The 21,817-nt window shown below is 74.3% G+C and carries 21 protein-coding genes and 1 riboswitch; of the genes, 8 read left to right on the top strand and 13 right to left on the bottom strand.

Translation table 11 applies throughout. From position 1 onward, the window contains the following. The first annotated feature begins 166 nt into the window (after nucleotides 1–166). Entirely contained in the window at nucleotides 167–661 is a 495-nt protein-coding gene (locus tag PYR91_RS24930) for a transcriptional regulator (protein WP_279783368.1), read from the top strand. A gap of 744 nt (nucleotides 662–1,405) precedes the next feature. Here the strand turns inward: PYR91_RS24930 and PYR91_RS24935 are convergent. Together PYR91_RS24935 and PYR91_RS24940 are read right to left on the bottom strand one after the other, a co-directional pair. Then, nucleotides 1,406–1,846 (bottom strand): SAV_6107 family HEPN domain-containing protein, encoded by a 441-nt coding sequence (locus PYR91_RS24935; protein WP_279783370.1) that lies wholly within the window; start codon nucleotides 1,844–1,846, stop codon nucleotides 1,406–1,408. A gap of 733 nt (nucleotides 1,847–2,579) precedes the next feature. Next, nucleotides 2,580–3,437, bottom strand: a complete 858-nt coding sequence (locus PYR91_RS24940; RefSeq protein ID WP_279783371.1) for a L,D-transpeptidase family protein — start codon at nucleotides 3,435–3,437, stop codon at nucleotides 2,580–2,582. A 128-nt stretch (nucleotides 3,438–3,565) separates the two neighbouring features. Between PYR91_RS24940 and PYR91_RS24945 the strand changes: the two genes are divergently transcribed. Both PYR91_RS24945 and PYR91_RS24950 read left to right on the top strand, forming a co-directional pair. Then, on the top strand, nucleotides 3,566–4,042 hold the full coding sequence (locus PYR91_RS24945; protein ID WP_279783373.1) for a YbaK/EbsC family protein: 477 nt from the start codon (nucleotides 3,566–3,568) through the stop codon (nucleotides 4,040–4,042). Nucleotides 4,043–4,072: 30 nt separating this feature from the next. Then, complete coding sequence (locus PYR91_RS24950; RefSeq protein ID WP_279783375.1) at nucleotides 4,073–4,627, top strand: GNAT family N-acetyltransferase; 555 nt, start codon at nucleotides 4,073–4,075, stop codon at nucleotides 4,625–4,627. 34 nt (nucleotides 4,628–4,661) lie between these two features. Here PYR91_RS24950 and metF read toward each other — a convergent pair whose 3' ends face one another. Beyond that, nucleotides 4,662–5,618 carry a methylenetetrahydrofolate reductase [NAD(P)H] gene (gene metF, locus PYR91_RS24955; protein ID WP_279783377.1) on the bottom strand — a complete coding sequence of 319 codons (957 nt, stop codon included), beginning with the start codon at nucleotides 5,616–5,618 and terminating at the stop codon, nucleotides 4,662–4,664. Nucleotides 5,619–5,851: 233 nt separating this feature from the next. On the opposite strand from metF, the gene PYR91_RS24960 reads away from it, so the two are divergent. After that, nucleotides 5,852–6,919, top strand: a complete 1,068-nt coding sequence (locus tag PYR91_RS24960) for a polyprenyl synthetase family protein (RefSeq protein ID WP_279783379.1) — start codon at nucleotides 5,852–5,854, stop codon at nucleotides 6,917–6,919. Between the two features lie 119 nt (nucleotides 6,920–7,038). Here PYR91_RS24960 and thiE read toward each other — a convergent pair whose 3' ends face one another. Genes thiE through PYR91_RS24975 form a run of 3 tightly spaced genes read right to left on the bottom strand, consistent with a single transcriptional unit; the run spans nucleotide 7,039 to nucleotide 9,259 of the window. Next, nucleotides 7,039–7,689: a thiamine phosphate synthase gene (gene thiE / locus PYR91_RS24965; RefSeq protein WP_279783381.1), complete on the bottom strand. Its 651-nt coding sequence runs from the start codon at nucleotides 7,687–7,689 to the stop codon at nucleotides 7,039–7,041. Further along, entirely contained in the window at nucleotides 7,667–8,041 is a 375-nt protein-coding gene (locus PYR91_RS24970; RefSeq protein ID WP_279783383.1) for an Rv2175c family DNA-binding protein, read from the bottom strand. Before PYR91_RS24970 ends, thiE begins: the two co-directional genes overlap by 23 nt. 48 nt (nucleotides 8,042–8,089) lie before the next feature. Beyond that, the gene (locus PYR91_RS24975) at nucleotides 8,090–9,259 is read right to left on the bottom strand and encodes an FAD-dependent oxidoreductase (protein WP_279783384.1); all 1,170 of its coding nucleotides are present in this window, start codon (nucleotides 9,257–9,259) and stop codon (nucleotides 8,090–8,092) included. 138 nt (nucleotides 9,260–9,397) lie between these two features. After that, nucleotides 9,398–9,510: riboswitch (TPP riboswitch) on the top strand. 158 nt (nucleotides 9,511–9,668) lie between these two features. Here PYR91_RS24975 and thiO point away from each other — a divergent pair. From thiO to pknB, 4 genes are all read left to right on the top strand, one after another. Next, entirely contained in the window at nucleotides 9,669–10,829 is a 1,161-nt protein-coding gene (gene thiO / locus PYR91_RS24980; protein ID WP_279783422.1) for a glycine oxidase ThiO, read from the top strand. 118 nt (nucleotides 10,830–10,947) lie between these two features. Then, the gene (gene thiS / locus PYR91_RS24985) at nucleotides 10,948–11,148 is read left to right on the top strand and encodes a sulfur carrier protein ThiS (RefSeq protein WP_279783385.1); all 201 of its coding nucleotides are present in this window, start codon (nucleotides 10,948–10,950) and stop codon (nucleotides 11,146–11,148) included. Nucleotides 11,149–11,205: 57 nt separating this feature from the next. Beyond that, the gene (locus PYR91_RS24990; RefSeq protein ID WP_279783387.1) at nucleotides 11,206–12,030 is read left to right on the top strand and encodes a thiazole synthase; all 825 of its coding nucleotides are present in this window, start codon (nucleotides 11,206–11,208) and stop codon (nucleotides 12,028–12,030) included. A gap of 91 nt (nucleotides 12,031–12,121) precedes the next feature. Next, nucleotides 12,122–14,047, top strand: a complete 1,926-nt coding sequence (pknB, locus tag PYR91_RS24995; protein WP_279783389.1) for a Stk1 family PASTA domain-containing Ser/Thr kinase — start codon at nucleotides 12,122–12,124, stop codon at nucleotides 14,045–14,047. Between the two features lie 203 nt (nucleotides 14,048–14,250). Here pknB and alc read toward each other — a convergent pair whose 3' ends face one another. The 7 genes from alc to pucL all read right to left on the bottom strand — a co-directional run bounded on the left by alc (nucleotide 14,251) and on the right by pucL (nucleotide 21,815). Next, nucleotides 14,251–15,237: an allantoicase gene (alc, locus tag PYR91_RS25000; RefSeq protein ID WP_279783391.1), complete on the bottom strand. Its 987-nt coding sequence runs from the start codon at nucleotides 15,235–15,237 to the stop codon at nucleotides 14,251–14,253. A 273-nt stretch (nucleotides 15,238–15,510) separates the two neighbouring features. Further along, nucleotides 15,511–16,845, bottom strand: coding sequence for an allantoinase AllB (gene allB / locus PYR91_RS25005; protein ID WP_279783393.1), 1,335 nt, complete (start codon nucleotides 16,843–16,845; stop codon nucleotides 15,511–15,513). A 103-nt stretch (nucleotides 16,846–16,948) separates the two neighbouring features. Next, on the bottom strand, nucleotides 16,949–18,091 hold the full coding sequence (locus tag PYR91_RS25010; RefSeq protein ID WP_279783396.1) for a glycerate kinase: 1,143 nt from the start codon (nucleotides 18,089–18,091) through the stop codon (nucleotides 16,949–16,951). Between the two features lie 118 nt (nucleotides 18,092–18,209). Next, nucleotides 18,210–19,592, bottom strand: coding sequence for an 8-oxoguanine deaminase (locus PYR91_RS25015; protein ID WP_279783398.1), 1,383 nt, complete (start codon nucleotides 19,590–19,592; stop codon nucleotides 18,210–18,212). Next, the gene (locus PYR91_RS25020) at nucleotides 19,589–20,065 is read right to left on the bottom strand and encodes a 2Fe-2S iron-sulfur cluster-binding protein (protein WP_279783399.1); all 477 of its coding nucleotides are present in this window, start codon (nucleotides 20,063–20,065) and stop codon (nucleotides 19,589–19,591) included. Before PYR91_RS25020 ends, PYR91_RS25015 begins: the two co-directional genes overlap by 4 nt. Beyond that, a complete protein-coding gene (locus PYR91_RS25025; RefSeq protein ID WP_279783401.1) occupies nucleotides 20,065–20,934 on the bottom strand; it encodes an FAD binding domain-containing protein in 870 nt (289 codons plus the stop codon). The genes PYR91_RS25020 and PYR91_RS25025 overlap by 1 nt, the downstream gene beginning before the upstream one ends. A gap of 11 nt (nucleotides 20,935–20,945) precedes the next feature. Beyond that, complete coding sequence (gene pucL / locus PYR91_RS25030; RefSeq protein WP_279783403.1) at nucleotides 20,946–21,815, bottom strand: factor-independent urate hydroxylase; 870 nt, start codon at nucleotides 21,813–21,815, stop codon at nucleotides 20,946–20,948. Between the last annotated feature and the right edge of the window lie 2 nt (nucleotides 21,816–21,817).

Genomic DNA, 21,817 nt, shown 5'->3' on the forward strand with positions numbered 1-21,817 from the left:
ACCTTTACCGTCACTGTCCGTAACCACACCTCGCGACGATCCCGGGTAAACCCCGACGCTCCGGTCACGAACGGTGCCTGCCCCAGGTGCCACCCGCACGTCGGTTCATTCGTCGCAAGGCGCACAATAAGTGAGAACGTTGAGAGAAAGCCGGGGGGCCAAAACGATGCCGTCTGACTACGCCAAGTCGCTTGGCGCGCGACTCCGCGCCATCCGCACCCAGCAGGGGCTATCACTGCACGGAGTCGAGGAGAAGTCACGCGGCAGATGGAAGGCCGTCGTCGTCGGCTCCTACGAGCGCGGAGACCGCGCCGTGACCGTGCAGAAGCTCGCCGAACTGGCCGATTTCTACGGGGTGCCGGTCTCCGAGCTTCTTCCCGGCGGCTCCGCGCCGAGCCCGCTCGGGCCCACGCCCAAACTGGTGATCGACCTGGAGCGGCTGGCCCAGTTGCCGAAGGAGAAGGCCGGGGCCCTGGCCCGCTACGCGGCCACGATCCAGAGCCAGCGCGGCGACTACAACGGCAAGGTGCTCTCGATTCGCCAGGAGGATCTTCGCTCGCTGGCGGTCATCTACGACAAGTCCCCCACCGAGCTCACCGAAGAGCTCATCACGTGGGGCGTGCTGGACGCCGAGGCGCGCCGCGCCGTCGAGTCCTTCTGAAGGCTTTTCCCCAAGTCTCCCGCCGACACCCCTCGACCGCCGGGTGAGCCACCAAGCACCTCACTCGGCGGACCCGACCCCCTTCGCCGCCTGGAACACCGGCGGCCGACGCCCGGCGATCCCCCATCGGCACCCCACCGCCCTGAGGCGCGAACCCCCGCCGACAGCACCCGCCGCAAGCACCACGCCGCACGGGGATCGCGCGCCGCACTCCACCCGGGGCGAGTCCGGCCCGCCTGAAAGGGACGCGCCCGTCTTGGAACGGCCGCGAGGCATGAGCCGAACAGGAATGAAACCGGCCGCCCTCCGCCCTGGCGAGCCGCCCGCCAGAACCACGCGCACCCCCGCGGACCGCGAGCCACGCTCACCCGGAGACCCCGACCGTCACACACTCCCCCGTGGCGAGTCGCCAGCCCGGGGCAGTGAGCACACCCGTCGACCGCGAGCTAGGGTCGCCCGGCGATCTGACCGTCGCACTCCAGCTGGGGGCGGGGTCACCAGTCCAGGGCTGCCCGCCCGCTGACCGCGAGCCATGGTCACCCGGCGATCTGACCGTCGCACTCCAGCTGAGGGCGGGTCACCAGTCCAGGGCTGCCCGCCCGTCGACCGCGAGCCATGGTCACCCGGCGATCTGACCGTCGCACTCCAGCTGAGGGCGGGTCACCAGTCCAGGGTTGCCCGCCCGCTGACCGCGAGCCATGGTCACCCGGGAGGTCTGACGTCGCACTGCGCCTTGGGGCGGGGTCAGCCTGCCAGGGGGGCGCGGACGGGGAGGGTGGACTGGCCGGGGACGCCGAGGATGCCTTCGACGATGGTCACGAAGGTGTCGGCCTCGGTGGTGAGCTCATCGGCCTCGGCGGCGGAGACGACGCGGACCATGCCGGCCTCGGCCATCGCGCGCTTGGACGCGCTGACCGCGAAGTAGGCGGCCCACTGGGCCAGCCTCGGCTCGGCCTCGGGCAGCAGCTCCCACGCGCTGCGCAGGCGGCGCCTGCGGCCATCCATCGGGCGCGGGAGCGCCGCGAGGATCGCGGCGGCGGCGCGGAGCGCGGCCAGGTGGGCCGAGACGTAGCGCTCGGCGGGGGTGCCGGCCGCGGCGGCGTCGGCGAGACAGGAATGCGCATCGGCCAGGTGCGCGCGCACGGTCTGTGAAACCCGGGGACCTTCTCCGGACGTTCGAGTCATGCCACCCTCCTTCGGGTCATGGCCCCGGCGGTGACCGCCGGTGATAACACAGTCGCAGACTCCACCGACAATTCGGGTGGGCCGCTGGTCGTGGACACTCGGACGCTCGCTCCTCGCTCTCCCGCCGGGCACGACCCCCGCGCCCGGTTCCGCGTTCCCTTTCCAGCCTCCGCTTGTGTTCGGCGCACCGGCACCTTCCGGCGCGCCCCCCGTGGTCGCTCTCTCGTCCCTTACCCGCCGCCGCGTGCCGCCGGCGGTCTCGCTCGCCTCGTCGCCTCGTCGCCTCGTGGTCTCGGTGTGCGTGGCCGGCGCGGTGGGCCTGTGCGGCCGGACGAGGAGCTTCCCCTCTCCCCGTCCGGCCCCCGTCGCGCGCGGCGAGACCGGGCCGCGGCGCTTTCGCCGTTGGTGAGGGCAGGCCGCGAGTCCCGCCCTCACTGGGTCGAACATAAATTCGATGAGCCGCCCTGTCAAGCAGATCACGAACAAAGGTTCGATCATGCGATCGACCAGGGGCGCGCCGAACCCCGTCCCCCGCACGCGAAGCGGACGGCCGACGGAGACCGCGGTCTGGCGCGTTCGAAAACCCCCGCCGAGGCCACGGAGGGCACGAACAGCGCGCGTACGAACGGCGCGAGCGCAGGACCGACAGAAGGGCTCGAACGGCAGGAGGCACGAACGGCAGGAGGCCGCGGTCGCCTGGGCGACCGCGGCCTCCTTCGTCGTGCTCGCCGGCTCAGCGGCGGAACTTGCCCTTCACGTGCACCGGGACGCCGGTGCCCAGCATGCCGGGCAGGACCTGCGCCACGTTCATCGGAAGCCGCACGCACCCGTGCGACGCCGGGTAGAGCGGCACCGACAGCGCGCCGTGGAAGGCGATGCCGCCGTTGAAGAAGATCGGGTTGTACAGCGAGCCGAGATAGGACGTGTGCCAGCCCGTGCGGCGCCACGTCGTCTTGAAGTTCCCCGTCGGGGTGCGGGCGTCGCCGCAGAACCGCTGTTCGCGGCCCTGCCAGACGGTGGTCTCGCAGTAGGGGATGCCGCTGCCGGAGGAGATGTGGGTGATCAGCCTGACCGCGCCCGCCCGGTAGAGGACGGCGACCTGCTTGGTGAGGTCGACCTCCATGCGGTCGGGCTTGCCCTTCGGCACCATGATCTTCGGCACCTTGGGGTTCTCCAGGGCCTTCCAGGTGCGGGAGGTGATCGTGCTGGTCGGGGAGATGCCCTGCACCTTCTGGAACGCCCAGACCGCGGCCTGGGTGGTGCCTCCGTACCGGGAGTCGACGCGGCCGGGGACGTAGCCGAGCGCCTTCAGCCTGCCCTGCAGCGCCTTGACCGCCGAGCCCTTGGCGCCCAGCTTCACCCGTTTGCGGGGCGCGACGAACGGGGCGACCGGGGCGACCGGCTCCGCCGCGGCCCGCGCCGCGCCGCTCACCGAGACGCCGAGGGCGACCACCGGGGAGGCGCCGTGCGCGCCCGCCGGGGCCACGCCGGCCGTCGCCGGTCGCGTGCTCGCGACCCCGCACCCTGAGACGACCAGGGCTCCTGCTGCCGCCAGCGCCGCGGCGGCGGCGAGCGGCTTTCGAGCTTCCACGTTCTCACCCTCTCCGGCACGTCAGATTCAGGTCACCGGACCCTAGCGCACGGGTAAGGGCGCGCCGGGCGGAGTCATGGAGATGTAATCAATGGCCCATGTCCGGTCACCTTGTTTAGAGTGTCGCCGTGCCAGAAAAGTTGCGTCCGAGTGTGGTGAAAGTCGTCGCGGCCCTCGAAGAGGCCGGCATCACGGGCGAGGTCGTGGTGCTCCCGGAGGCCGCGCCCACCGCCGCCGCGGCGGCGGCGCACGTGGGGTGCGAGGTCGGGGCGATCGCCAACAGCCTGGTCTTCGACGCCGACGGCGAGCCGCTGCTCGTGCTCACCAGCGGCGCCCACCGCGTCGACACCGGCCTGATCGCCACGACCGCCGGCGTGTCCGAGGTCCGGCGGGCGACTCCCGGCTTCGTGAAGGCCGCCACGGGTCAGACGATCGGCGGCGTGGCACCGGTCGGGCATCCGGCGCCGATCCGCACGCTGGTCGACACCTGGCTGGGCAAGCACGAGGTCGTCTGGGCGGCCGCCGGGCACCCGCACACCGTCTTCCCGACCACCTTCGACGAGCTCGTCCGCCTCACCGGCGGCACTCCGGTGGAGGTGGAGTAGCGGCTGTGCGCCCCTGCTAGTGTGCGAGAAGTGATCGAACTGCGACGCACCGGCCCCGAGGGGTTCACCGCCGCTCTGGAGACCGTGATCGGCATCTACACGGCGGCGATGCGTCCCCCGATCGAGCAGCTCTCAGGCCGCCAGGGCATCATGCGCAACCACGCGTCGTTCCCCGACTTCACCTGCCTGCTCGCCCACGAGACCGGCGGGCAGGTCGTGGGCTTCGGCTACGCCTTCCACGGCGCGCACGGCCAGTGGTGGCACGACGTCGTGCGCCGCGCCTTGGAGGACAGCGCGGGCGCGCCCGTGGCCGAGCAGTGGTTCGGAGACGCCCTGGAGATCGCCGAGATCCACGTGCACCCCGGCTACCAGGGCAAGGGCGTGGGCCGCCGCCTGGTGCAGGGCCTGTGCGAGGGCCGCGGCGAGCGCACGGCCGTGCTGTCGACCCACGACCTGCCGACCGCGGCCCGCCATCTCTACGGCAAGCTGGGCTTCGTCGACCTGATGCAGGCTTTCGTGTTCCCGGGCGGGTACGAGCGGTACGCCATCGTCGGCGCCGCCCTGCCCCTGCCCTCCTCGACCTGACGCCCGCCGCGCGACCGCGGCGGGCGTGCGGGGCTCAGGCCGATGCCGCGGCCGACACGGCGGCCACCTGCGGCGCGGCCTCCGGCGGCACCAGCGCGCGGTACACCTCGCGGGTCGCGCTCGACTTGTTGAAGGTGATGAAGTGGATGCCCGGGGCGCCCTCGTCGAGCAGGGTCTGGCACAGCTCGGCGGCGTGCTCGATGCCCAGGCGGCGCACCTCGGCGGGGTCGTCGGCGACGGCCTCGAACCGCTCGGCGACGTCCGGCGGGAACGGCGCGCCCGAAAGCTGCTCCGACCGGGCGATCGTGCTGAACTGGGTCACCGGCATGATGCCGGGGATGATCGGGGTGTCGCAGCCCTGGGCCGCCACCCGGTCGCGCAGCCGCAGGTAGTCCTCGGCGCGGAAGAACATCTGGGTGATGGCGTAGTCGGCGCCCGCCCGGCACTTGGCCACGAAGTAGTCGGTGTCGGACTCCACCGACGGCGAGCGCGGGTGGCGGTAGGGGAAGGCCGCCACGCCCACGCAGAAGTCGCCCGACTGGCGGATCAGGCGGACGAGGTCTTCGGCGTAGGCCACGCCCTCGGGGTGCTTGACCCAGTCGGCCAGCGGGTCGCCGCCGGGCGGGTCGCCGCGCACGGCGAGGATGTTGCGCACGCCCGCGCCTGCGAACCGGCCGATGAGGTGGCGCAGCTCGCGCAGGGAGTGGTCGACGGCGGTGAAGTGCGCGACCGGGGTCAGCGTGGTCTCGTGGGCGAGGCGCTCCACGATCTCCACGGTGCGGTCGCGGGTGGAGCCGCCGGCTCCGTAGGTGACCGACACGAACGTCGGCCGCAGCGCCTCCAGCTCGCGGATCGCCCGCCAGAGCTGCCGCTCCCCGGCGTCGGTCTTCGGCGGGAAGAACTCGAAGGAGAACGACCGCTTGCCTGAGGCGAGCAGCTCCCGGACGGTGGGAACCCGGTCGGGCAGCATGGAAGAGCGACCAAGAGCCATGGATCCAAGGCTACAGGTCCGCCCGCGATGTGGATCGGATGACGCTGGAGGACCGGGCGCCGGACCGCGACGACTCGGGTGCCCTCTTTCGCCGCTCGGGGGCGATCCGAGCGCGTCAGGGTATGCACGGGGGCGTTTCCATGCCTGCGGCCCTTCCCGCGCGCTTTCGCCGTCCGTGGCGTTGGTGGGGATGGTGAAGCGGAAGATGAGCGTACGGCTACTAATGTCAGAGCATGACCGCTTACTTCGCCCTGTCGGACGTTCTGCGCTCCGAGGTGGACCTCCGCCTGCGGGCGTTCGTCGACCGGCAGCGCCCCCTGGCCGGCGCCGCGGAGCTGTCACCCCTGTTCGCGGCCATGGACGACTTCCTGGCCGCCGGCAAGCGGCTGCGCCCGGCGTTCTGCTACTGGGGCTGGCGGGCCGCCGGCGGGGGGGACGACCCCGCGGTGGTGACCGCCGCCGCGTCGCTGGAACTGCTCCAGGCGAGCGCGCTGATCCACGACGACGTCATGGACGCGAGCGACCTGCGCCGCGGCCGGCCCGCGGTGCACCGCCGTTTCCAGGCCATGCACGAGGGGGCGGGCTGGCGGGGGTCCGCCGCGCAGTTCGGCGAGGGCGCGGCCGTGCTGCTGGGCAGCCTGCTGCTGGTGTGGTCGGCCGAGATGTGGCGCGGGAGCGGCCTGCCGCCCGAGGCCCTCGCCGCCGCCGAACCCATTCACGACCTCATGCGCACCGAGCTGATGTTCGGCCAGTACCTGGATCTGCTGGAGCAGGCCCAGGGCGAGAGCACCTTCGAGAGCGCGCTGCGGGTGGCCCTGCACAAGAGCGGCAAGTACTCCGTGGAGCAGCCGCTGCGCCTGGGCCTGGTGCTGGCCGCGCGGGCCCAGGAGGCGTGGATCGACCGGCTGTGCGTCGAGTACGGGCAGAAGGTGGGGATCGCGTTCCAGCTCCGCGACGACGTGCTCGGCGTGTTCGGCGACCCGGCCGAGACGGGCAAGCCGGCCGGCGACGACCTGCGCGAGGGGAAGCGCACGATGCTGATCGCGCGCACGCTGTCGACCGCTTCCGCCGAGCAGGCGGCGGACGTGCGCCTCCTGCTGGGCGACCCCGAGCTGGACGCCGCCGGCATCGAGCGGCTGCGCGCGATCATCGAGGACACCGGGGCCCTGGCCGCCAGCGAAGAGATGATCAAGCGTTACCTCGACGACGCGCTGAACTCCCTGGAGCGCGCGCCGGTGACCCCCGAGGCCCACGAGGCCCTCACCCAGCTCGCGGTGGCCGCCACGTCCCGCAGAAGCTGACGGCGCGCCCGCAGGGCACGCCTCAGGCGTTCACGACACCGGCCCGCAGGCGGCGGGCGAACTCGGCCCGCCGGGCCGGGGTCGTCGGCCTCGGTGACGGCGTGCCCGCAGGGCACGCCTCAGGCGTTCAGGGCACCGGCTCGCAGGCGGCGGGCGAACTCGGCCGCCGCCGCGCCGGGGTCGTCGGCCTCGGTGACGGCGCGGACCACGACCACCCGCCGCGCCCCCCACGACACGACGTCGTCGAGGGTGGACAGGTCGATGCCGCCGATGGCGAACCACGGCCGGTCGGTGTCCAGTGCCGCCGCGTGCTTCAGCAGGCCCGGCCCGGGCGCGGGGCGCCCTGGCTTGGTCGGCGTCGGCCACACCGGGCCGCAGCAGAAGTAGTCGACGCCCGGCTCGACCGCCGCCGCCGAGGCCTCGGCGTCACTGTGCGTCGACCGCCCCATCAGGATGCCGGGCCCGAGGATCTCGCGCGCGACGGCCACCGGGAGGTCGTCCTGGCCCAGGTGCAGCACGTCGGGCCGCACCGCGTGGGCGATGTCGGCCCGGTCGTTGACCGACAGCAGCGCCCCGTGGCGGTCGCAGGCCGCGCGGAACACCTCTAGCAGCGCGATCTCCTCGCGCGCCTCCAGGCCCTTCTCGCGGAGCTGGACGATGTCCACGCCGTTGGCCAGGACGGCGTCGAGGAACTGTTCGAGATCGCCCTGGGCGCGGCGGCCGTCGGTGCAGAGGTAGAGCCTGGCGTCAGAAAGCGAGCGCCTGGGCACGCCTCTTCACCTCGGTGTGCCGGCCGGCGGCGATCGCGGCGATGGGCGACCCCGGAAGGGAGTCGTCGGCCGTGAACAGCCACCGCAACGACGCCACGACGTCGTACCCGGAGTCAGACAGCACGGTCAGCGTGCCCGGAAGGCCCTTCACGACGTCGTCACCGTCGATGAAGATCGCGGGGACCTCCGGCTCGGAGCCGCCCCGGCGCACGCCGAGCAGCTTCTTTTCCTTGAGTAGTTGCTTGGCGCGCCCGGTACTGAGCCCCAGCCGCCTGCCCACTTCGGAGAGTGGCAGCCATTCGCCGACGAGCTCGTCGGTTTCCCGGTCGATCTGCGCAACAGAAAGCGTCACGAGACCACAATTACCACGTGTGGCCTGCCCCCAAACACTCCGGACCGCTCAGGTGCAGTCGCGCAAGGGCACTGCGGGGTCCATCAGCCGATCCACATCGAGACTTTGCCCGCCCTCGATGATGCGGCGGCCCTGCACCAGGTCGCGCGGCCGGTTCACCGTCAGGATGGCGGCCAGCCGGTCGTCGTCGGACAGCCAGCACACCGCCCACTTGACGCCCGCCTGCGGGTCGCCGCGCAGGACGAGGCGCGCGCCGTCGTGGTGGCCGGCGTACTGCAGCATGTGGCCGAACTGCTCGGACCAGAAGTACGGGATGGGGTCGTAGACGGCGGTCTCCCCCAGCAGCGTGGCGATCGCGGTCTCGGGGGCGTGCAGCGCGGTGTCCCAGTGCTCCACGCGCAGGCGGCGGCCGAAGCGGCGCGACCACCAGTTGGCGCAGTCGCCGACCGCGACCACGCCCTCCATGGAGGTGCGCAGGTGCTCGTCGACGACGACGCCGTTGTCGAGCTCGACGCCCGAGCCGGCGAGCCAGGACACGGCGGGGCGGACGCCGATGCCGGTGACCACGACGTCGGCCGGGATCCACGAGCCGTCCATCATGGCCAGGCCGCCGGGGTCGACGGAGCCGACCATCGTGCCGAGCCGCAGGTCGATGCCCGCCGCGGCGTACCAGGGCACGGTGTAGGCGCCCACCTCGGGGCTCAGGGCGACCGAGAGCGGCGCGGACGCGGCCTCGACCACGACCACCTCGCACCCGGCCCGGCGCGCCGCCGTCGCGACCTCCGCGCCGATCCACCCGGCGCCGACGACGGCCACGCGCGCCCCGGGCACGAGCGCGGCGCGCAGGGCGAGCGCGTCGTCGATGGTGCGCAGCACGCGCTGCGGGCCCTCGCCGCGCAGCCGGATCGGGACCGCGCCGGTCGCGATGACCAGGCCGTCGAACTCCAGCTCCCCCTCGGTGGTCTCCAGGGTTCCCTCGTGGAGGCCCTTCGCCGCGACCTCCATGCGCAGGTCGACGTCGAGCGCCGCGAAGTCGGAGTCGACGACGGTCGAGTCGAGGTCGCCGAGCAGCACCGCCTTCGACAGCGGCGGGCGGTCGTAGGGGCGATGGCTCTCGTCGCCCACCAGGGTGATGCGCCCCCGGTATCCCCGGGCCCGCAGCGCCTCGGCACTTCGCACACCGGCCAGTCCGGCACCTACCACTGCGACATGATTCACATCCTGACCCTAAGCGGCTTCCCCGGTAACTTGCCAACGTCGATTTGGTAACGAATTGGCTCACCAAGTCTTACGTGGAGTGATGAGAACCCCCATGGGGGTGCGCAAGCCGTACGGAGGCAGGAATAGGCTTGTGCCGTTAGCACGCGCGGGAGTCCGGCGACACCGGGCTGAGAGGAGGGCTACGGGCCCTCGACCGCCAGAAACCTGATCCGGGTCATGCCGGCGAAGGGAGCGACCTCACGTGAACGCGCCTCACGCGAACCCGTCCGCGGCGACCGTGCCCGGCCCCGGCTCGCCCCGCCCCCGCACCCACCCCACCCTTGCGCCGCACACCCCTGCGGAGCCCCGCGCGGGGGCCTCGGAGGCCGCCCCGCGGGCCTCGGAGGCCCCGGCGGACGTCGTCGTCGTGGGCGGCGGCATCGTGGGGCTCGCGGTGGCGTGGCGCGCCGCGCGGGCCGGGCTCGCCGTCACGGTGGTGGACCCCGCCCCCGGCACCGGGGCCTCCCGCGCGGCGGCGGGGATGCTCGCCCCGGTGAGCGAGGTGACCTACACCGAGGAGCCCCTGCTGCGGCTCGGCATGGCGTCGCTGTCCCGGTGGCCCGCGTTCGCCGCCGAGCTGTCGCAGGACGCGGGGACGGACGTCGACTACCGCACCGAGGGCACGCTCGACGTGGCCTTCGGCGCCGACGACCTGGAGGCGCTCGGCGAGCTGGCCGGCTTCATGGAGAAGCTCGCGCTGCCCGTGGAGCGGCTGACCGGCCGCGAGTGCCGCCGCGCCGAGCCCATGCTGGCGCCCTCGGTGCGCGGCGGCCTGCTGGCCTCGGGCGACGCCTGGGTGGACCCGCGCCGGGTGACCGCCGCGCTGCTCGCCGCCCTGACCCGGCGGGGCGCGACGCTGGTCGAGGGCCGCGTGCGCGGCCTGGACGTCCGGGGCGACGCCGTGCGGGGGGTGCGCCTGGCGGACGGCGGGGCGGTCGCCGCCGATCGGGTGGTGCTGGCCGCCGGCGCCTGGTCGGGCTCCCTGGACGGGCTTCCGCCGGAGGTTCTGCCGCCGGTGCGGCCGGTCAAGGGCCAGATCATGCGGCTGCGGGGCGTGCCCGGGTTCCTCGGGCGCTGCGTGCGCGGCGTGGTGCACGGGTCGTCGGCCTACATGGTGCCGCGCGGCGACGGGGAGATCGTGCTCGGCGCCACGCAGGAGGAGATGGGCTTCGACACCCGCGTCACCGCCGGGGCCCTGTGGGAGCTGCTGCGCGACGCCCGCGAGCTGGTCCCGGGCATCACCGAGCTGGAGGTCGCCGACGTGTCGGCCGGGTTGCGGCCGGGCACCCCCGACAACCTGCCGGTCGTCGGGCGCACGGCCCTGGAGGGGTTGCTGCTGGCCACGGGGCACCACCGGGGCGGCGTGCTGCTCACGCCGCTGACCGCCGACTTCGTCGCGGGCGAGCTCACCGGCGCGCCGGACGTCCGCGACGGCGACCCGCCCGTGGAGGCGATCTGCTCCCCGCTGCGCTTCGCCGGACGTCCGCGCCACCCGGGCGACGGAACGCGCGCCGGGGAGCGCCCGTGATGTCGCGAGAGCGGATCGCCGCGGCGTGGCCGGCCGGCCACGCACCCGGACCGGGACGGTCCGGTCCGGCCCCCAGCCACAGACGAGGAGGAAGGGGCACTCGCGCCCCGAGACGGCGATGAGAGTGACGATCAACGGCACCGCCCGCGAACTGCCGGCGGGCACCACGGTGGCGCAGGCGGTGCGCGCCCTGACCCCCGCCGCCACCGGCGTGGCCGTCGCGCTGAACGACGAGGTCGTGCGGCGGAGCGCGTGGGACTCCACCACGCTCGGCGAGGACGACCGGGTCGAGGTGCTGACGGCGGTGCAGGGTGGCTGACAACCGGAACGGCGCCCTCTCCCGGGGCGCGCCGTCGAACAGGCCGAGGAGCAGGCGATGAGTTTGACCGGAGAGCGCGACACGCACGCCGACGGCACCGTGGTCCTCGATGACGGCGACCCGCTGGTCATCGGCGGGGAGACGTTCGGCTCGCGGCTGATCATGGGCACCGGCGGGGCGCCGTCGCTGGACGTGCTGGACGAGGCGCTGGCCGCGTCCGGCACGGAGCTGACCACCGTGGCCATGCGCCGCCTGGACCCGGCGTCCCGGGGATCGGTGCTGGACGTCCTGCGCGAGCGCGGCGTCAGGGTGCTGCCCAACACCGCGGGCTGCTTCACCGCCGGCGAGGCCGTGCTGACCGCCCGCCTGGCCCGCGAGGCGCTGGGCACCCCGTGGGTGAAGCTGGAGGTCATCAGCGACGAGCGCACCCTGCTGCCCGACCCGATCGAGACCTTCGACGCCGCCGAGCGCCTGGTGGCCGACGGGTTCGTCGTGCTGCCCTACATCGGCGACGACCCCGCGCTCGCCCGCCGGCTGGAGCAGGCCGGGTGCGCCGCCGTCATGCCGCTGGGCTCGCCCATCGGGTCGGGGCTGGGCATCCGCAACCCGCACAGCATCGAGCTGATCGTCGAGGCGGCCGGCGTGCCGGTGATCCTGGACGCCGGCATCGGCACGGCCAGCGACGCCGCGCTGGCGATGGAGCTCGGCTGCGACGCCGTCCTGCTGGCCAGCGCGGTCACCCGGGCCCACAGGCCGGGCCTGATGGCGGCGGCGATGAGGCGGGCGGTCGTGGCCGGCCGCATGGCGCGCCTCGCTGGGCGGATCCCCCGCCGGCGGTACGCTGAGGCCTCTTCTCCGGCGATCACGCCGGACCACGCGTGACCGTGAAGGGCCTGGGGACGGGAAAACATGTCGGCATCGGTTTGGGATGTGCTTGCCCTCGGCCTGGCAAACCGCCCGTAAACTCACTCCCGTGGACACGACGGTTGCGGATCCCCTCGTAGGGCGGCTGCTGGACGGGCGCTATCGCGTCGAATCCAGGGTCGCCCGCGGCGGCATGGCGGCGGTCTACCTGGCCCTGGACATCCGCCTCGATCGCACGGTGGCCCTGAAGGTCATGCACCGCAACCTGGCGGAGGACCCCGACTTCGTCCGGCGGTTCATCGGCGAGGCCAAGTCCGTGGCGAGCCTGTCGCACCCCAACGTGGTGCACGTGTTCGACCAGGGCACCGACGGCGAGCACGTCTACCTGTCGATGGAGTACGTCCCCGGGCGCACCCTGCGCGACGTCCTGCGCGAGCGCGGGCGGCTGCCCGCCCGCGAGGCTCTGGAGATCGTGATCCCGGTGCTGGCGGCGCTCGGCGCGGCCCACCAGGCGGGCATGGTGCACCGCGACGTCAAGCCCGAGAACGTCCTGCTGACCGACGACGGCCGGGTCAAGGTGGTCGACTTCGGGCTCGCCCGGGCGATCGAGGGCGGCAACCACCACACCCGCACCGGCGTCATGATCGGCACGATCGCCTACATGTCGCCCGAGCAGGTCACCGCCGGGCTCGCCGACGCGCGCAGCGACGTCTACGCGGCCGGGGTGATGCTGTTCGAGCTGCTCACCGGCCAGCAGCCCTACCAGGCCGAGACCCCGATGTCGGTGGCCTACCGGCACGTGCACGACCGGGTGCCGGCGCCGTCCACGCTCGTTCCGAGCACGCCGCCGCAGCTCGACACCCTGGTGCTGTGCGCCACCGACCGCGACCCCGCCGGCCGCCCGGCCGACGCCACGGCGCTGCTCGTGGCCGCGGTGGACGCCCACCGGACGCTCCCGCGCGACATGGGGCCCGAGCCGCCGCCCGGCGCGATGGCGCCCGCCCCGGCCCGCCCTCTGCGCATGCCGGCCGCCGACCACACCCTGGTGCAGTCGCGCACCGAGATGCTGACCTCCCCGGCCGCCGGCACCGTGGCGCCCGCGGCGCGGCGCGGGTTCCGGGTCAACTGGTTCATCGTCGCCCTCTCGCTGGTCATGGTCGCGGGCATGGTCGCCAGCGGCTGGTGGTTCTCCGAAGGCCGGTACTCCCAGGTTCCCGACCTGCTCGGCATGAACGTCGAGCTCGCGAAGTCGACGGCCGAGAAGCAGGGCTTCACCGTCAAGGTGGGCAACGCCGAGCACGACGACAAGGTCGCCGAAGACCGCGTGCTGCGCACCGACCCCGAGTCCGGCAGGGACGTCGTCAGCGGGGCGGTGATCACGCTGATCCCGTCCTCGGGCCCGGTCAAGATCGCGGTGCCCAACGTCGTCAACCTGGCCGAGGCCGAGGCGCGCGCCAAGCTGTCGGAGGCCGGGCTCTCGGCGGGCGCGGTGAGCCGGGTGCCCAGCGACACCGTGCAGCGCGGTCTCGTGCTGCGCACCGACCCGCAGGTCGGCACCAAGGTCCGCGAGAGCAGCAAGGTGCGGCTGGTGCTCAGCGCCGGGCAGCTCATGCCCGACGTGGGCGAGATGATGTGCGACCAGGCGGACGCCTTCCTCAAGCAGAAGGGCTACGCCCCCACGGTCGTGCAGCAGGTCGACAACGCCCAGCCCGGCACGGTCATCGCGCAGAACCCCGCCGCCCGTGCCGAGGTGACCGCCGGCCAGGCGGTGCAGCTGACCTGCTCCAAGGGCCCCGACACCGGTTTCAAGTGGCCCTGGGAGCGCGACGACGACGGCGACGGCAACGTCCAGCCCGGCCAGACCCTGGTCCCCATCCCCGACGTCCGCTTCAAGCGGGTCCAGGACGCCGCCCGCGAGCTGAAGGCCGCCGGCTTCCAGGTGAGGGTCCGCAGGATCGCCGGCTCCGGCGCCGTGGTGGCCGAGAACCCCCTCGGCCAGGCACCCGCGGGCACCCGCATAACCATCTGGCACTGACCCTCGCACCACCGCCTGCCACGAACCGGTAGCCGTCCCCGAACGGTGCCTTCGGCGCGGCTTTCAAGGGCGACCCTCACCGAGCCCGCCACGGCGGTTGCGAAGGCGAGCGCCCTCAGCCGCTCGACGAGAGTCGCCCCGGCGTTCGCCGGTCCACCGGCTCAACGCGCGTGAGGGCCCGGCCATCGGGCCGGGCGGGGATGTCACCCGTGGGGGGTGCCGTAGAGGCGGAGGCGGCCCAGGCCGCCGTCGGGGTGGATGTCCAGGCGCACGTGGGTGACCACCTGGGACGTCCTCAGGCGGAAGCGGTGGCGGGTGTCGGGTTGCAGGCGGGTGCGCGGGAGGAGTTCGGACCAGACCGCGGGGCCCGCGTGCGGGTCGGGGGCGGCTCCCGTCCCCCGGGCGTCGGCGCCGGTGAGCGAGGCCGAGCCGGGGGCGTTGTAGACCAGGTTGGTGGTGTCCAGCTCGGCGACGTGGATCACGCCGGGGACGGCCAGGCGCACGGTGAGCCAGTCGTTGCCGCCGTCGCGGCGGCGGGAGGTCTCCCAGCCCTCGGCCTGGTGGCGGGGCAGGCCGGGGGCGATGACGTTGCCCGGCGAGGAGTAGAAGTCGTCGGAGCAGCCGGTGACCAGCGCGCCGTTCTCCAGAGCCGCCAGGTCAAGGGGCATGCCCTCCTGGAGTGACAGGTCGGGCGCCACCTCGCCGTGGACGCGGAGCCGGGCCACGCCGCCGTCGGGGAAGATGTTCAGCCGCACGTGGGTGAACCGGCGGCCGTCGCCGACCGCGAACTCGTGCGCGCTGTCGCCCGACAACGGGGCGCGCGGCACGATCTCCACCCAGGCCGCCTCCCGCAGCTCGTCAGGCGAGGGGTAACCGTCGGCGGCGCACGCCTCCACCGAGGCGTACGGCGGGAAGTTGCCGGTGAACCACGCGGTGTCGACGATCACGCCCCGGACGACACCCGGCATGCCGAGCCGGACGATCGCCCAGTCGTGGCCCGGCTCGCGGCGCCGGCGCGTCTCCCAGCCGTCGTAGAGCTGCCCCCGCGCGCCGAAGGTGTGGGGATGGAACGCGGGCGCGCCGGGCAGGATCAGCGCCTGCCGCTCGGCGAAGGACTCGTCGCTGGCGGCCACCACCGACCCGCCGTGCGAGCGCAGGGCGAGGTCGGGCAGCCGGGTGAGGTCACTCACCGGCGCGCGCCCCGGTGCCGGGGACGTGGTTCATCGGCCCTCCGATCATCGTTCTCGGCACGGCGGCCGGCCGTGCCATGGACTGACAACGTGCTCGCCCGGCCCGTGGCGACGACGGGCTCGCCGCCCGGAAAGGCCGGGGGGTATGCCGCGGCACGCTTCCCGGCTCCGCTGGACGACGACCGGCTCGCCGTCCGGAAGGCCCGGGGATGTCGCGGCGAGCTCCCCCGGCTCCACGCACGACGGTCGGCTCGCCGTCCGGGGAGGGCCGGTTCATGGGTTCACCGGGCGGGCCAGGAGTTCGCCGAACGGCGGGGCGGGGTCGGTGACGGGGCGGCCGCGCAGCCAGGTGGCGCGGACGACGCCGGTGAGCGTGCGGCCGTGGTAGGGGGTGATCGGGTTGCGGTGGCGCAGGCTGCCCGCGTCGACCGTGAACGGGGCCGTGTCGTCGAACGCGACCAGGTCGGCGTCGGCGCCCACGGCGATGCGCCCCTTGGCGGGCAGGCCGGCGAGCGCCGCCGGGCGGGCGGCCATCCACTCGGTCACGCGGGCGAGCCCGTGGCCGCGTGAGCGGGCCTCGGTCCACACGGCGGGCAGGCCGAGCTGGAGGGAGGACACCCCGCCCCACGCGGCGGCGAAGTCGGGCACCTTCAGGTCGGGCGTGGACGGCGAGTGGTCGGAGACCACGCAGCTCAGCACGCCGGCCGCCAGGCCCTGCCACAGCTCGTCGCGGTTGCCCGGGTCGCGGATTGGCGGGCAGCACTTGAACTCCGGGCCGGACACCTGGGCGGCGGTGATGGTCAGGTAGTGCGGGCAGGTCTCGGCGGTGATCCGCACCCCGTCGCGGCGGGCCGCCTCCAGCGGCTCCAGGCACGAGGCCGACGACACGTGCAGCACGTGCGCGCGCGTCCCGAACTCACGCGCGACGGCGATGACCCGTTCGACGGCGCGGCGCTCGGACTCGCCGGGGCGCGAGTCGAGGAACTGCCGGTAGGTCGGGCCGGTGGGCTCGGTGAGCAGCTCCGGGTCCTCGGCGTGCACCACCATGAGCCCGTCGAACGACGCGATCTCCCGCATCGCGGCGCGGAAGCCGTCCTCCTCCAGCAGCGGGAACTCCTCCACTCCCGACGGTGACAGGAAGCACTTGAAGCCGAAGACGCCCGCCTCGTGCAGGGGTCGCAGGGCGGGGACGTTGCCCGGGACGGCGCCGCCCCAGAAGCCGACGTCCACGGCGCACTTCCCGGCGGCGGCGGCCCGCTTGACCGCGAGCGCGTCCACGCCGACCGTCGGCGGGAGCGAGTTGAGCGGCATGTCGACGATCGTGGTCACCCCGCCGGCCGCCGCCGCCCTGGTGGCGGTGGCGAAGCCCTCCCACTCGGTGCGGCCGGGCTCGTTGACGTGCACGTGCGTGTCGACCAGGCCGGGAAGCAGGCACACCTCCCCCAGGTCCACCCGCTCGCGCGCCGGGACGGGGTCGTCGTACGGCAGCAGCGCGGCGATCGCGCCGTCCCGCACACCGACCGCCAGCGCCCGCTCCCCGCCCTCCGCGAACACCCGTCGCGAGCGCACCACCAGGTCGAACGGCACCGCGCCGCCTTCCCGGCCCATGACCGCCACGGGTTCAGGCGCAGGCACGGGGTCGCTCGGGGCGCGGCCTCCTGTCCAGCCTTCCATGGAGGCCGGGGCGGGGACCGGGGGCGGCGACGCGGGGTTACTCATGGGCGGGGGCCGGGGTCTGGGGAAGCCACTGGGCGGCGACGGCGGTGGCGAGGCGTTCCAGGAGCGGGCCCGCGTCGGTCATGCAGCGGGTGAGGTCGCTCTCGATGTCGGTGAGGGCGAACGCCTGCCGGATGCCGGCCGCGCGCAGCTGCGCGTCGGTCAGGGTGCGGCGCCCGCAGACGGCGACCACGGGCACGCCGGCCGCGGCGGCGGCCGCCGCGACCCCGGCGGGCGCCTTGCCGCGCAGGGTCTGCTCGTCCAGGGACCCCTCGCCGGTGATCACCAGGCGGGCGCCGGGCAGCCGGGCGGAGAAGCCGAGCAGGTCGAGCAGGAGCGTGATGCCGGGCTGGAGGCCGGCGCCCAGGAACGCCATGGCCGCGAAGCCGACGCCGCCCGCGGCCCCCGCGCCGGGGCGGTCGCGCACCCGCACGCCCATCTCGCGCTCGACCAGGTCGGCCCAGCGGGCCAGGCCCTCCTCCACGAGCGGCAGATCGTCCGGGCCCACGCCCTTCTGCGGCCCGTACACCGCCGCCGCGCCCTCGGGGCCGAGCAGCGGGTTGTCCACGTCGCTGGCGACGACGAACCCGGCGCCGGGCCGGGTGAAGCCCGACAGGTCCAGGGCCCGCAGGCCGGCCAGGGCCCCGCCGCCCGGCGGCAGGTCGCGGCCGTGCGCGTCCAGAAGGCGCGCGCCCAGGGCGCGCACCATGCCCGAGCCGCCGTCGGTGCAGGCGCTGCCGCCGAGGCCGAGCACCACCCGGCGCGCTCCCTTGGCGAGCGCCGCCGCGATCAGGTCGCCGGTGCCCTCGCTCGTGGCGCGGAGCGGGGCGAGCCGCCCGCCGGGAAGCCGGTGCAGGCCCGACGCCTCGGCCAGCTCGACGACGGCCAGACCGTCCCTGAGCCCGTACGCGGCGGTGACCGGCTCGCCGGTCGGCCCGGCCGCGACCGTCTCGACCCGCTCGAACCCGCAGGCCACGGCCGCCGCGACGGTGCCGTCCCCGCCGTCGGCGACGGGCAGGGTCTCCACCGGCAGGCCGGGGTGTTCCCTGCCGAGCCCGCGCGCCACCCGCTCGGCCACCTCCACGGCGGTCAGCGATCCCTTGAACTTGTCCGGCGCGATCAGCACATGTCCCGACATCACCCGCGCCCCTTCCCGATGGCCCGAGTCCCCACGGCCCGCATCCCGGCGGCCCGCATCCCGGCGGCCCGGGTCCAAGCGACCCGAGTCCGGGCGGCCGCCTGCCGTCCGGGGCGCATCAGCGGACCTCGCGGCTGACGGTGTAGCCGCGGTCGGCGGCCAGGCGGATGAGACGGCGGTGCGCCTCGGCGCCGGCCGTGGCCGCGGCGTCCTGGGGCACCGTGCGCAGCTCGCCGTCCTGGACGACCGTGCGGCCGCCCACCAGCACCCGGGCGACGGGCGGCGCGGGGCCGAAGACCAGCGCGCACACCGGGTCGTCTACCGCCGCGGCGAAGCCGTCGATTCGCCACAGGACGATGTCGGCGAGCTTGCCCGGCTCCAGCGTGCCCAGCTCGTCCTGCCGGCCCAGGCACCGGGCGCCGCCCAGGGTGCCCATCTCCAGGGCCTGCCGGGCGGTGAGCGCCGCCGGGCCGTACCGGGCGCGCTGGAACAGCAGCGCCTGCCGCATCTCCCCCGACAGGGTCGTCAGCTCGCTGGATGCGCTGCCGTCCACGCCCAGGCCCACCGCGGCCCCGGCCCGCAGCATCTCCGACACCCGGGCGATGCCCGCGCCGAGGCGGCCGTTGGAGCTGGGGCAGTGCGCGGTGCCGGTCCCGGTCTCGGCGAAGCGGGTGATGTCGCGGTCGCGCAGGTGCACGGCGTGCGCCACCCAGACGTCCGGGCCGAGCCAGCCGAGCTCGTCCATGTAGTCGACGGGGGCGCAGCCCATCTGCTCCAGGCAGTGCTCCTCCTCGTCGACGGTCTCGCACAGGTGGGTGTGCAGGCGCACGCCCTTGTCGCGGGCGAGCTTGGCGGCCTCGGTCATCAGCTCGCCGCTGACCGAGAACGGCGAGCAGGGCGCGACGGCGACGCGCAGCATCGAGCCGGGCGAGGGGTCGTGGTAGGCGTCCACGGCGTCGGCCGTGGCGGCGAGGATGTCGTCCAGCCCCTCGACGACCTCGTCCGGCGGCAGCCCGCCCTGGGACGCGCCCCGGTCCATCGAGCCGCGGCACGGGTGGAAGCGCAGGCCGAGGTCGCGGGCCGCCTCGATCTCGGCGGCGAACAGGTCGCCGCGGCCCTTGGGGAAGATGTAGTGGTGGTCGGTCGTGGTGGTGCATCCCGACAGGGCCAGCCAGCCGAGGCCCGCGGTGGCCGCGCCCTTGACGACGTCGGCGTCCATGGCGGCCCAGATGCGGTAGAGGGCGGTCAGCCACTCGAACAGGGTGGCGTCCTGCGCGACGCCCTGGGAGGCCCACTGGTACAGGTGGTGGTGGGTGTTGACCAGGCCGGGGGTGGCCAGGCAGCCGGTGCCGTCCACCCGCTCGGCGCCGGGCACGGCGGGGGCCGGGCCCTCGCCCAGCGCCGTGATGAGGCCGTCGTCGACGCGGATGTGGCCGCGCGCGATCTCCGGCCCGGTGACGGGGGCGACCGCGACGTTCTCGATCAGGGTGACGGCGGTCATCGCGCCTCGTCCTTCCGCCGGGCGGCGGCCAGGCGGACCGCGTCGAGGATCTTCTCGTATCCGGTGCACCGGCACAGGTTGCCGGCCAGCGCCTCGCGGATCTCGGCGTCCGACGGCTCCCCGACCCGCTCGATCAGGTCGTGCGCCTGCACCAGCAGGCCGGGCGTGCAGAAGCCGCACTGGACGGCGCCGGCCTCCACGAACGCCTCCTGCAGCGGGTGCAGCCCCTCATCGCCGGCCAGGCCCTCCACCGTGCGCACGTCGCGGCCCTCGGCCTGCCCGGCGGCGACCAGGCACGCGCAGACCGGCACGCCGTCCAGGTACACGGTGCAGGAGCCGCACTCGCCCTGCTCGCAGGCGTTCTTGGAGCCCGGCAGCCCCACCCGCTCCCGCAGCACGTACAGCAGGCTCTCGCCCTCCCAGGCCCCGTCGACGGTCTCGGGCCGCCCGTTGACGGTCATCCTCACGCGCATCACGCCGCCGCCCTCTCGCGGTAGTCGTCCCAGGCCCACCCCAGCGTGCGGCGGGCCATCACCGCCACGGCGTGGCGGCGGTACTCGGCGGTGCCCCGGACGTCGTCGATCGGGGAGGCGGCGCCCGCCGCCAGCTCGCCGAACCGGCGGGCCAGCGCCGGGTCCAGGGCGGAGGCCCCGCTCCAGTCGAGCTCGGCGGCGAGGAATTCCTCCGCCTCCGTGGCCCTCCTGGGCGTGGGCGCCGCCGAGCCGACGCCGGTGCCGGCCGTCCGCCGCTCGGGGTGCAGCGCGATGGCGAAGGAGCACACCGCGATCACCATGGCGTTGCGGGTGCCGACCTTGGAGAAGTACTGCGGCCCGGACGCCGGGCTCGCCCAGAAGGCGCGGATCAGCTCGTCCGGCTCCAGGGCACTGCGCTTCACTCCAAGGTAGAACTCGGCCGCGGGGATCATCCGAACGCCCCGGGCGGCCGACTCCACCTCGATGACGGCCTCGCTCGCGAGCAGCGGCGGGTGGCTGTCGCCGGCCGGGGAGGCGGCCCCGAGGTTCCCGCCCACCGACGCCCGGTTGCGGATCTGCGGCGAGCCCACCGTGCGGGACGCCTGCGCCAGCCCGGGGAGCCGGTCCCCCAGCTCGGTGATGATCCGCGCGTACGGGACGGCGGCGCCGACGCGCAGCCGCCCGTCGGCCGCGACCTCCCAGCCGGACAGGCCGGCGACCGCGCTGAGGTCCAGGAGCGCCACCGGCCGGCGCACGTCGAAGTTGATCTCCACCATGACGTCGGTGCCGCCCTGGATGGGCACCGCCTCAGGAAGCGCGGCCTTGGCGGCCAGCGCCTCCTCCCAGGTCGTGGGGCGCAGGAAATCCATGGTCCTCCTCACTACTCCCAGGCGAAGCCGGCGGGCGGGGCGTCGTCGTGGAGCACGGTGCCCTCGATCAGCCCGTAGGGCCGGTCGGCGGCGTGGTACACCTCGTCGTCGTTGGCCTGCCCGAACGGGGTCAGGTCGACGAGGAAGTGGTGCTTGTTGGGCAGGACGAGGCGCACCTCGCAGATCTCCTCGCGCGCGGCCAGCACGCGCGAGCCCATGGCGTACAGGGTCTGCTGCAGCGACAGGCTGTGGGTGCCGGCGAACGCCTCCAGCAGCGACCGCCGCGCCTCCTCGTACGACTTGCCGTAGTCGGGCGGCGCGGCGCCCCGGGGGGCGTGCCGCCAGCGGGCCGTCACGGCGGTGGCGAGCACGCGGTCGGTGGCGGGCGCGAGCGTGGTGTACTCGTCGCGGACGAAACCGTGGAACTCCGAGCCGGTGGTGTTCAGCAGCACCAGGTCGCGCAGGCCGGACACCACGGTGGAGGTGCCGTCCCGGTCGTGGTGGACGACGCACGTGCGGGTCTCGGTGCCCGAGCGCACGAACGAGTGCGGGCCCTGCCGCTCCCAGGAGTGCTCCTCGATCTGCACGCGGGCGTGGTGGATCGTGGGCTGCGACTCGGTGAAGTGCCGGGCCAGCAGGAGGGCGAAGTCCTCGATCTGGCCGATGCCGTGCTCGCCGGCGAAGGCGTAGACGGTGTTCTTCTGCGTGTCGGTGGGCAGCACGGCGGCGTTGTCGCCCACCGTGTGCGCCTCGCGCATGTCACCCGAGAGCGAGACGCCGACGGTGCAGTCCTTCAGGTGGTGGACCTCGCCGTCGCGGGTGACGCGGACGACGCGGGTCTCCGCCTTGCCGTAGCGGTTCGGGCCGAGCACGACGGTCAACG

It is taken from the genome of Sphaerisporangium sp. TRM90804 (genome assembly GCF_029846175.1).
Taxonomy (GTDB): domain Bacteria; phylum Actinomycetota; class Actinomycetes; order Streptosporangiales; family Streptosporangiaceae; genus Sphaerisporangium.

Coding starts and splice junctions, on each gene's coding strand:
- PYR91_RS24930 (WP_279783368.1), top strand. CDS start 167: ATGCCGTCTGACTACGCCAAGTCGCTTGGCGCGCGACTCCGCGCCATC.
- PYR91_RS24935 (WP_279783370.1), bottom strand. CDS start 1,846: ATGACTCGAACGTCCGGAGAAGGTCCCCGGGTTTCACAGACCGTGCGC.
- metF (WP_279783377.1), bottom strand. CDS start 5,618: ATGGCTCTTGGTCGCTCTTCCATGCTGCCCGACCGGGTTCCCACCGTC.
- PYR91_RS24960 (WP_279783379.1), top strand. CDS start 5,852: ATGACCGCTTACTTCGCCCTGTCGGACGTTCTGCGCTCCGAGGTGGAC.
- thiS (WP_279783385.1), top strand. CDS start 10,948: ATGAGAGTGACGATCAACGGCACCGCCCGCGAACTGCCGGCGGGCACC.
- PYR91_RS24990 (WP_279783387.1), top strand. CDS start 11,206: ATGAGTTTGACCGGAGAGCGCGACACGCACGCCGACGGCACCGTGGTC.
- allB (WP_279783393.1), bottom strand. CDS start 16,845: ATGGGCCGGGAAGGCGGCGCGGTGCCGTTCGACCTGGTGGTGCGCTCG.
- PYR91_RS25010 (WP_279783396.1), bottom strand. CDS start 18,091: ATGTCGGGACATGTGCTGATCGCGCCGGACAAGTTCAAGGGATCGCTG.
- PYR91_RS25015 (WP_279783398.1), bottom strand. CDS start 19,592: ATGACCGCCGTCACCCTGATCGAGAACGTCGCGGTCGCCCCCGTCACC.
- PYR91_RS25020 (WP_279783399.1), bottom strand. CDS start 20,065: ATGCGCGTGAGGATGACCGTCAACGGGCGGCCCGAGACCGTCGACGGG.
- PYR91_RS25025 (WP_279783401.1), bottom strand. CDS start 20,934: ATGGATTTCCTGCGCCCCACGACCTGGGAGGAGGCGCTGGCCGCCAAG.